Annotated in this window: 6 protein-coding genes and 1 pseudogene; 2 read left to right on the top strand and 5 right to left on the bottom strand. The window is 38.9% G+C overall.

Translation table 11 applies throughout. From position 1 onward, the window contains the following. Positions 1-268: 268 nt before the first annotated feature. The 4 genes from AAEY98_RS15695 to AAEY98_RS15680 are packed head-to-tail and all read right to left on the bottom strand — an operon-like array spanning position 269 to position 5,118. Positions 269-1,432 (bottom strand): lipase family protein, encoded by a 1,164-nt coding sequence (locus AAEY98_RS15695; protein ID WP_351018065.1) that lies wholly within the window; start codon positions 1,430-1,432, stop codon positions 269-271. Between the two features lie 33 nt (positions 1,433-1,465). Then, positions 1,466-1,957, bottom strand: a complete 492-nt coding sequence (locus AAEY98_RS15690) for a DUF6795 domain-containing protein (RefSeq protein WP_182744363.1) — start codon at positions 1,955-1,957, stop codon at positions 1,466-1,468. Between the two features lie 59 nt (positions 1,958-2,016). Further along, entirely contained in the window at positions 2,017-2,877 is an 861-nt protein-coding gene (locus tag AAEY98_RS15685; protein WP_351018062.1) for an immunity 49 family protein, read from the bottom strand. Positions 2,878-2,892: 15 nt separating this feature from the next. Next, positions 2,893-5,118 carry an RHS repeat-associated core domain-containing protein gene (locus tag AAEY98_RS15680; RefSeq protein ID WP_351018059.1) on the bottom strand — a complete coding sequence of 742 codons (2,226 nt, stop codon included), beginning with the start codon at positions 5,116-5,118 and terminating at the stop codon, positions 2,893-2,895. Between the two features lie 440 nt (positions 5,119-5,558). Here AAEY98_RS15680 and AAEY98_RS15675 point away from each other — a divergent pair. Continuing rightward, a pseudogene (locus tag AAEY98_RS15675) lies at positions 5,559-6,446 on the top strand (IS982 family transposase). Here the strand turns inward: AAEY98_RS15675 and rhlP are convergent. Continuing rightward, the gene (gene rhlP, locus AAEY98_RS15670; protein ID WP_351018056.1) at positions 6,443-7,285 is read right to left on the bottom strand and encodes a rhombotarget lipoprotein; all 843 of its coding nucleotides are present in this window, start codon (positions 7,283-7,285) and stop codon (positions 6,443-6,445) included. The pseudogene AAEY98_RS15675 and the gene rhlP overlap by 4 nt on opposite strands. 320 nt (positions 7,286-7,605) lie before the next feature. Here rhlP and AAEY98_RS15665 point away from each other — a divergent pair, with 320 nt between their 5' ends. Next, positions 7,606-8,679 (top strand): efflux RND transporter periplasmic adaptor subunit, encoded by a 1,074-nt coding sequence (locus tag AAEY98_RS15665; protein WP_350978119.1) that lies wholly within the window; start codon positions 7,606-7,608, stop codon positions 8,677-8,679.

Here is an 8,679-nt window from a genome sequence, read left to right as displayed (position 1 = left end):
ATTATAAGACGCCACATCAAAAATATAATGAGTTAAAAAAAGCGGCTTAAAATCTCTCCAGAAATACTTGACCATTACAAATCAACATCAGCTTGTTCATTATCTGTATCTTCAATGTCCCTATCTTTAACAAATGTGCTTTCAATTGTTTGGCCAAACACATCTTGTGGGTGAACTCTGCCAGCCACTTAATTATGATTTTCTAAATTTGAAATTATATCTTTAAGAAATCTGAATTAGTTCTAATTAACTTATCGTACTAGTAAAATCACATATAAATACCTACGGCTGGTATGGCTGCTCGAACCAATGTATTTAATTTGTTTAGCATAAGAACTAATAAATCTTTAACAAATTTGTATGTAATATCAACGACTTTAACACTAGGTTTACCGACGAAATTTAAAATATGACCCAATAACCCTTTAGCATCAGCAGCATACTCGGTCGTCATTTTGGATATTTCAACAATACCTCTCGCAAGTGCATCATATAATGTTAATGTACCACCCACAGCAGCTTGCGCTAAAATACTCGATAACTTTCCACTTTCACGTAATAAAGTGAGTAAAGCATCGCCAATTTTATCCGACCAATGAGCATTAAAACAAGCTAAGTGCCGTTTTCGATAGTTTAACCTCACAACGGCTAAATTTTGGATTGAGCCTAATTGCATTTGTGAATAGTCAGAATACCTAGTTGCTGTATTTATATAGCCTGGAGCATCTCCATCCATCATATGAGATGCTCCAGTCAAAGAAACACAAGTGCTCAATCGATATTCTTTTCCTGCATGAACAAACGGCCATACAGGGACCATCGGAACAGGGTCACTTCGATGAACTGCGCGATAAATACCATGTAAACTAGTTTCTGTTTGCAGAGCATAAGCATTGAATCCAACTCTAGGAGAGCCAAAAGTATATAACTTAACTGGAATTTTATAATTCGAACGTATCCAAACAGCTGCAAGATTTGCTATTGCACCACCCAAACTATGGCCAACACAATGAACAGGCCTATTTCCTAATTGATCTAGAAGAATAGCAAGTTGAGATTTAATTGACTCAAAAGTCTTGTTGAAACCTGCATGAACCGTTTTATTGTTACTACTACAAGTCACACCACAATGTAAGTCAGTTATAGCATCAGCCATCGATGCCGTACCTCTAAAAATGATTACCGCTTCATTTTTAAAATTCCCCTCAGAACGGCCTATCCAAAAAAAACCAAAGCCAGAAGTATGATTAAGTAAATGTTCTGCAATAGTTCCCGATACCCCATGGAGAGTAGATTTCTGAGCATTAAACATGAACTGTTTTCTCAACATAGCTGGAACTTGAATCTTTGCTATATTGTCTTTACTTATATTTTTACTTTTATATGCAAAACTCGCTAAATTAACCGCTAATTGTGGTGTTAATGTGTTCATATCATTCCTTTGATTATTCTTGTACATGTCAATTTAAAAATTAAAAAAGTCTTCATCGTCATCGTTTAATTCATAGACATCAAAATCAGTTTGCCAACGACAAATACTAGTTCCATCAAACTCTAAATTACGATTACGTTTGTTCGGAAAAGTAAAATCAACCTCCTTAGAGGTTAAGTCAGCATTCAATGTTGCTAATTTTTCTTTTACTTCGGGGGACTCTTCGATACCTATAACACTAGAACGCCAAAGGAGGTACGATTGACCATCATGAAACAGTTCAATTTGCTGTTCAGTAAAATTATGAACAAACATGTCTCCCGGTTTTTTTGAACTTAAATTAACTTCGGGCATAGAGAATTCTCCATTTTCGTCTGTTCGAGTTTCATCATTTTCAACAAACTTATGGATATAATTTAGTTGCCGTGTAATTTTAGCGCCAACAACAGGTTTTCCGTTTAACAAAACCTGCCCTTTTACTTCTGAGCACATGTGTACGTCGTATGTTTTTAGTAGTCCAAACATGTTGAGCAAATCTCCCTATTAAAAATACTCTCGATAATTAAACATCTACCGAAGATACTTCATCTTAACCCGTTAAAATATTTACCTTCAATCAAAAAGCGTGGCAGAGAGTCACTTTCAACCAAGACTTGATTACCTCGGTCATGCCACATACAGGCCATACCGAGCAATTGGAGTGGCAAAAATGAATCAACAGGCACAGTGTTAGGATCACTTGCATTTATCCAGTACTTTTCTTGCAACTGAAGATTTTTAGCAAGCGTTTCGTTAAAGTCAAACCCGATATCTGTCGTGAGCGCTGCAAAGGTTTCTAGATACCCCATTGCGATATCAAGCGCCCAATCGTTACCTTGCGCTACCGCCATTTTCATACATTCGTTTAACAATGCAGGATAATTGCTTTGACGGTGATGGTAGGCTTGAAATACTTCAACCAAGTTATAAGATACAGGGCCAGCTTTGGTTGCACTTTGTTTCATTATCTCTACGGGAAAATTAGCTAAGCTGTCCATACTTTCTTTATCACGCGTAATTACCGCTAAAAAATAGGCATCGAGCCACTCTGCAGGGGCTGCATAGCCAGCTTCTAACATGCCTTTGCCGTTCCAAGTTACTTGAGGTAAATCATATATCTTAAACGTAAGCTCTTGCTCTGGTTGCGCAGCCAACTTCAAAAATGCTGAATACATTTTTGAGGCAAGCTTTAGGCCCATTGCTGACTCTTGTTCTATCTCTGGGGTTTGTTCTGCCCAGGTGAGCCAACGAGAAAAATTAATATATAGTTGAGAGAACCTTAGCAAGTTATCTCTTTTATTAATTATATTTACTGGAATTTTTTTTATTCTTTTCTTTGGGGATTCTAGCCACTCCTCCAAAGACGCTTTTTCAAATTGAGGCTTATGAGTTCTTTCAGTTTTCATTTGTTAACCTGCTAATTATAATAAATCAATATCAAACTCTGAAATTTTTACTTCACTAACCTTAGAGCCAGTATCCGTTTTCGTTATCGGAGTTTCGATATGCAAATATTTAATGATGTTTTCATCATCTATGGCTTCTTCGATTGCATTAGCCGCTTTCTTATCAGATGTATTTGGTAAACTTTTCCCCATATTATCTGTAATGGCCTGCGCATATTTGGGTGTTCCCTGCTGATAATCACTGTCACCAATCTGCTTTTTACCCAGTGGACTCTTGCCCCCTTTGGCTTCAACAATGATCACATCACCGTTAGCATTTTGATACACCATATCAAAGTTACCCGATACAGAAGAAGATTCATCCAAACTGTCTGGATGAATTCGCTCATAACCAGGGTAAGTGGCTTTCACTGCCATATCTGCGGCTTTTTCGCCTATTTTGGCTGATTGCTCATTCACTTTTGGGATTTGCTTATTATATCCATCAGTTTGACGAGCAAACTTATCACGCTCTATCATTGCCTCATCGCGCTCGTCACAATGTTGTTGCAATTCATCCTTTTCTTCAGGCGTCAATTTATACGTTTTTTCTGAGTTTTCTTTCTTTTTAGCTGTGATCAACGTTCTGGCTGTATTTTCTTTAATGCGCCCTTTACTGGCCCACTCATCATTCACAGCCTTACCGCCAAATTCATGCATACCAGCAAACTCTTCAATGGTAAGCTCCATTTCTTTTAGCTCACCACCAATGTTACGGCGAATAGTAATGGTGTTATCCACTTCATTCATCGATTCAAGTGTATAAGCATAATTTAGCTTATTTACTCCATCCGGCTTTTGTACTTTTAATTTACCTTCTGGATCGGTAATGGCAGCACTATCAATTGCACTTTGTAATATCTTATCTTTCGTTTTTTGATCTATTCCTTTGCCAACTAAATTATCTAACATCGCCGATAATTTAGCTTGCCCTTCTTTACACAACAACCCAAATGGATCCACCCAATTCACATGATTAGGCGCATATTGATAATGATTTATGCCACCCACTAATCCAATAGGGTCTTGATGGATGAATCGTGCTTGTTGAGGGCTGTAGTACCGAAAGCGGTTGTAGTGTAAACCTGATTCGTCATCAAAGTATTGCCCTTGAAAACGGATTGGGTTAGTTATCTTGTCTTGCTTGGCTGCATCTTTAAAATCTGTATATTCAATGTCTCTATGTTTAATAGATGTTCTTTCAATTGTCTGACCAAACACGTCTTGCTGACTGCGCCAGACAATTTTAGCATTTTCATCCGTTAAGCAAATAGGTGTGCCGAGTTGGTCTAAGTGATAATAATAAACCTGCCCTGCTTTAATCAGTGCTACAGGTGTAAAAGTATCAGGCTGATAAATATACCAAGTGTATTCACCTAAAGTGCATTCGCCAATAAGCTGATGATTGTCCCAAATGAAGTCGGTGCGACCTAGTTCGGTGATTTTTGCACTGCGACGGCCTAGGGCATCATATTCGTATTGGGTCAGCTTGCCATTAACGTTGATTTGCACCAACTGGTTTAAACCATTAAAGCTGCGCTGTTGTTTATCGCCAGTGCCCACTTGGCTGATTTGGTTGCCACTGGCGTCATAGCGGTAATCGATGCCCGCCATGCTCATTAAGCGGTCGTTGTTAACCACTACATCGTTAAGGTTTTTATTGGGCCTTACTGCATCGGATGATAATGCCGATGAAACTGAATGTTGAATTTTTTCAGCGCGCTCTGTATCAAATGTTGAACTGTTAACACTGGCATCAACACGGTTATCGTTATCACGTAGAGAATGAGTAGGATTACCAAATCCATCCCATTGGTATTGTTGCTGAACACTGGTTTTGTTGCCAGTAGGGTTATCCGATACACGAGTATGACTGTCACTGACGAGTTTGCTGATGTTGTTATAGCGAAATGACTTAACATCGGGTGTGCTTTTGGTTTCAGGCCCTTGAGAGGTTTGAACCTCACTAGTTGCGCCCTGCTCTGCTACTTCGCTATCACAGCGAAGTAATTGATGTTGCTTATCGTATTGATAATGTCTTGATGCGAACAGAGCTGACTCTGATGAGGCAAGCTCTTCTAATATAAACTCTGGTGCTGCGTTATTTGAGCTCGCATGTCGCCATGTCTGCTCAATTAATCTTGAATAGCTATCATAGGCATGACTGAGTTCAAGTTGATTACCTTGTGTCGCTTTATTCAATAAACCCGATGGCAGATAGTGATATTGAGCCAGCTGTACACACTGCTTTGATGGGCCATTGACTGTAAATCCATTGTCTGTAACGCTAATGCCACTTAATTTACTGTTTTTACTGTTTTTACTGGTGAAAAACGATCATCCGCAACCTTAAATTTTCATAAAATAAATCATAAGTATGAGCTAGAATATTGCCAGGGCAATCGCATGAACGTTTTTAATTTAAATCTGTGAAAATTAGAATAAGAGGAAGTTTAGTCGATAACAATTTCTATGGTTAGAATATGAAATATTGGATATACCTACCTCGACTTGTATGAAAAACACTCACTCGTGCGGTAGCCCTGCCTTACTTAACCTGAACTCGGGATAAGAATTGAACTAAACGCCCTCTTTACGATCAGATCTTTCGACCAAGAAGGATTTAATCATGCAGAGGGCGTATGAATAATTTAATGGATATATTTTGTGATGTCGATGATTTTTGTGCTGTATTCATTCCGCAATGGAAAACACAATGCCTGACTGACGGCACACGAAGACGTCAGCGCTCAAATTGAATGGACATGAGCGAAATAATGACCATTATCATACTCTTCCATACATCCCACCACCGTGACTTCAAGAACTTTTATACTGGTTATCTTGCTCGATTCTTTAAATCTGATTTTCCACATTTGCTCAGTTACAGCCGCTTTTTGGAACTAATGCCCACAACTGTCGTGCCATTGTACAGCTATTTTTGTACCATAAGAAGTCAGCCAACAGGGATTGGGTTTGTTGATTCAACGAGTATCAAGGTCTGTCACAACTTACGAATTCCAAGGCATAAAAGTTTATCGGGCCTCGCTAGCCGAGGAAAAGGCACGATGGGATGGTTCTACGGGTTTAAACTTCACCTAATTGTTAATCACAAAGGCGGCATTGTAGCCGCCAAAATAACGCCCGCGAATGTGCATGACACTCAGCCTGTATCGGGGATGGTGGTTAACTCAATGGATAAACTTTATGCCGACAAAGGCTACATTAGCAAAGCACTGGCGAGCGACTTACTCGAACAAGGTGTTACGATCGTCAATAATGTCCGTAAAAACATGAAAGCTAATGCATTATCCCTATGGGATAGAGCGATGCTTTCACGTCGATTTATCATTGAAACCATCAATGACCAGCTAAAAAATATTTCACAAATAGAGCATACAAGACATCGAAGCGTGCATGGTTTTATGTTGAATATGATAGGCGGATTGATTGCCTATCAACTGAAAGAAACTAAGCCACAACTCAATATTACGAATGCTGAGTTTGGCGCTATTGTTGTTATGGCTTAAACCGATCTCAGGTTACTTAGTCTTAATCGAATGAATAACATTATCAATAGTAGTAAACCAAACTGAATATCAATAGTCCCGCCGCTGTAATTATTGCTATGTTCCACCTTGGCAATTTTTTCCTCTTTAACTCTCACTTTAAATCGAGCTAACTCATCGTCTAAGTTTTTAGTCATATCAGTAACTGCCAGGTCAAAACCTTGCATCGATTTTTCTGCTAAGGTTTCATCAATACCTATGGCTGTGGTTCGTTTTTCAAGCTTGCTGATCCCCGGTGCTCTAAAAAGCATTTTTCTACTTTTAATGTCAAACACTGCGGTATCAACAAAGGTTTGTACGGTATTTTCATTGCCCGGAATCACATACATACCCACGATGGTCCAATACAATAACGCGGCATTATTCTCTACAGACTGAGTCACTTGATCGTAAGACACCAACGCCATTACATCGACATCATATAAACGCCCAACTTGTTCTAATGTGTTAAAACCATCACCACCAGCAAGATAAGTACTCGGAATGACTTCAATGCGGTCAATATAATCATATTGAACAAAAGCCGCTTTCACTTTTTCAAGTAATTCGTATTGATCTTTACTATGCACAGCCTCTTTTTGAAAGCCTGTTGACGGTACAAAGGCAATACCGACTTTTACCGGTAATGTGAGCAATGGAACTTCGGCGCTATGTACTGCACGGGCTTCTTTATTAGGATACAAAAAGTCCATCAGACTGCTCGAAACAGACTGTTTCCCCGACTGCTGGCTCACCAACATACTGCATGAGGACAATAAAAAAACTGATGCCATCATGCCCAACCATGTTGTTGTTTTCATTTACGCTTCCTTTTAAATTATTTTCCATTTATTGATATCAATGAATCTGTTTATTTCTACAACACGAAAATACATAAATAACCAATCACACCAAATGTTAATTGTTTTCACTACCTTAACATTGTTAATTTCGCTAACCCTTAACTAAAAATACTATAAACCGTTGTTATTTATATACTATAAAAAGTGGCACAGTTAGTGCTTTGATGTATTTAATTAACATTAGTTACAAATGATAACGTGACGTTAACTCGCTTAAGAATAACAATAAGTACATTAGCGTCATTTAATTCAAAAAATATAACACTAGCAGGTACCCCATGGATAGGTTCATCAGCATGAAGAAAATGGCAATTCCTTTACTTTGTATTGCAGTATTGAGTGGTTGCAGCGGCGAAGAAGAGCAAGCAAAAAAAGATGAAAAATTTGCTATTCCGGTTGAAACAGCACTGGTCACCACAGGCAATGTATCGTCTTTTTACAGCACCACCGCCACACTCGAAGCACCGGAAGAGTCTCATGTGATGAGCCGCATTGCTGGGATAATCGAAAAGATTAACGTTGAAGAAGGCGATCGGGTTACCAAAGGGCAAATACTTGCGGTAATTGATGCCAAGCGTCAACGTTATGACTTCAATCGTTCAGAAGCCGAAGTGCAGATTATTCAGCAAGAGTTAAATCGTTTAAATAAAATGAACAACAAAGAGTTTATTAGCCAGGACCAAATGGCCAAGCTCGAGTTCAACCTACAAGCTGCTAAAGCACAGCGCGATTTAGCAGAGCTACAGGTTAAAGAAAGCCAAATCACCTCACCCATTAATGGTGTCGTTGCTTCACGCTATGTTAAAACAGGCAATATGGCAAAAGAGTTCCAAGAGTTATTCTATGTTGTTAATCAAGACCAACTTCACGGCATATTACACTTACCAGAACAACAACTTGCTAGTTTACGGGTTGGTCAACAAGCCAGTATTATTCAACAACACCAAGGTACAGCGGCCAATATTATCGATGCAAAAGTGCTGCGCATTAGTCCGATAGTGGATGCTCAAAGCGGTACGTTTAAAGTGACGTTAGCCGTGCCAAATCAAGATGCAACATTAAAAGCGGGTATGTTTACTCGGGTTGAACTGAAATACGACACCCACCTTGATGTACTTACCGTGCCTTATAACGCATTAATCAACCAAGACAACACTCAAGCTTTGTATGTGATAAAAGACACCAAGGCACAACGACGTGAAGTCACCTTGGGATATCGTGAAAATAACACGGTTGAAATTTTATCGGGTGTTGAAGATGGCGAACAAATTGTCATCCGGGGCCAACAAAACCTCAAAGATCAATCATTAGTGGAAATTATTACCCCACTTAGCTTCGCAGCTATTCGATAA

Source organism: Shewanella sp. AC91-MNA-CIBAN-0169 (genome assembly GCF_040310165.1).
GTDB lineage: Bacteria > Pseudomonadota > Gammaproteobacteria > Enterobacterales > Shewanellaceae > Shewanella.
This window is presented reverse-complemented; position numbering and strand designations above follow the sequence as displayed.

Bases quoted from the DNA above. Each gene is read 5' to 3' on its own strand.
- AAEY98_RS15685 (WP_351018062.1), bottom strand. From the start codon at position 2,877: ATGAAAACTGAAAGAACTCATAAGCCTCAATTTGAAAAAGCGTCTTTG.
- AAEY98_RS15695 (WP_351018065.1), bottom strand. From the start codon at position 1,432: ATGAACACATTAACACCACAATTAGCGGTTAATTTAGCGAGTTTTGCA.
- rhlP (WP_351018056.1), bottom strand. From the start codon at position 7,285: ATGAAAACAACAACATGGTTGGGCATGATGGCATCAGTTTTTTTATTG.
- AAEY98_RS15665 (WP_350978119.1), top strand. From the start codon at position 7,606: ATGGATAGGTTCATCAGCATGAAGAAAATGGCAATTCCTTTACTTTGT.
- AAEY98_RS15690 (WP_182744363.1), bottom strand. From the start codon at position 1,957: ATGTTTGGACTACTAAAAACATACGACGTACACATGTGCTCAGAAGTA.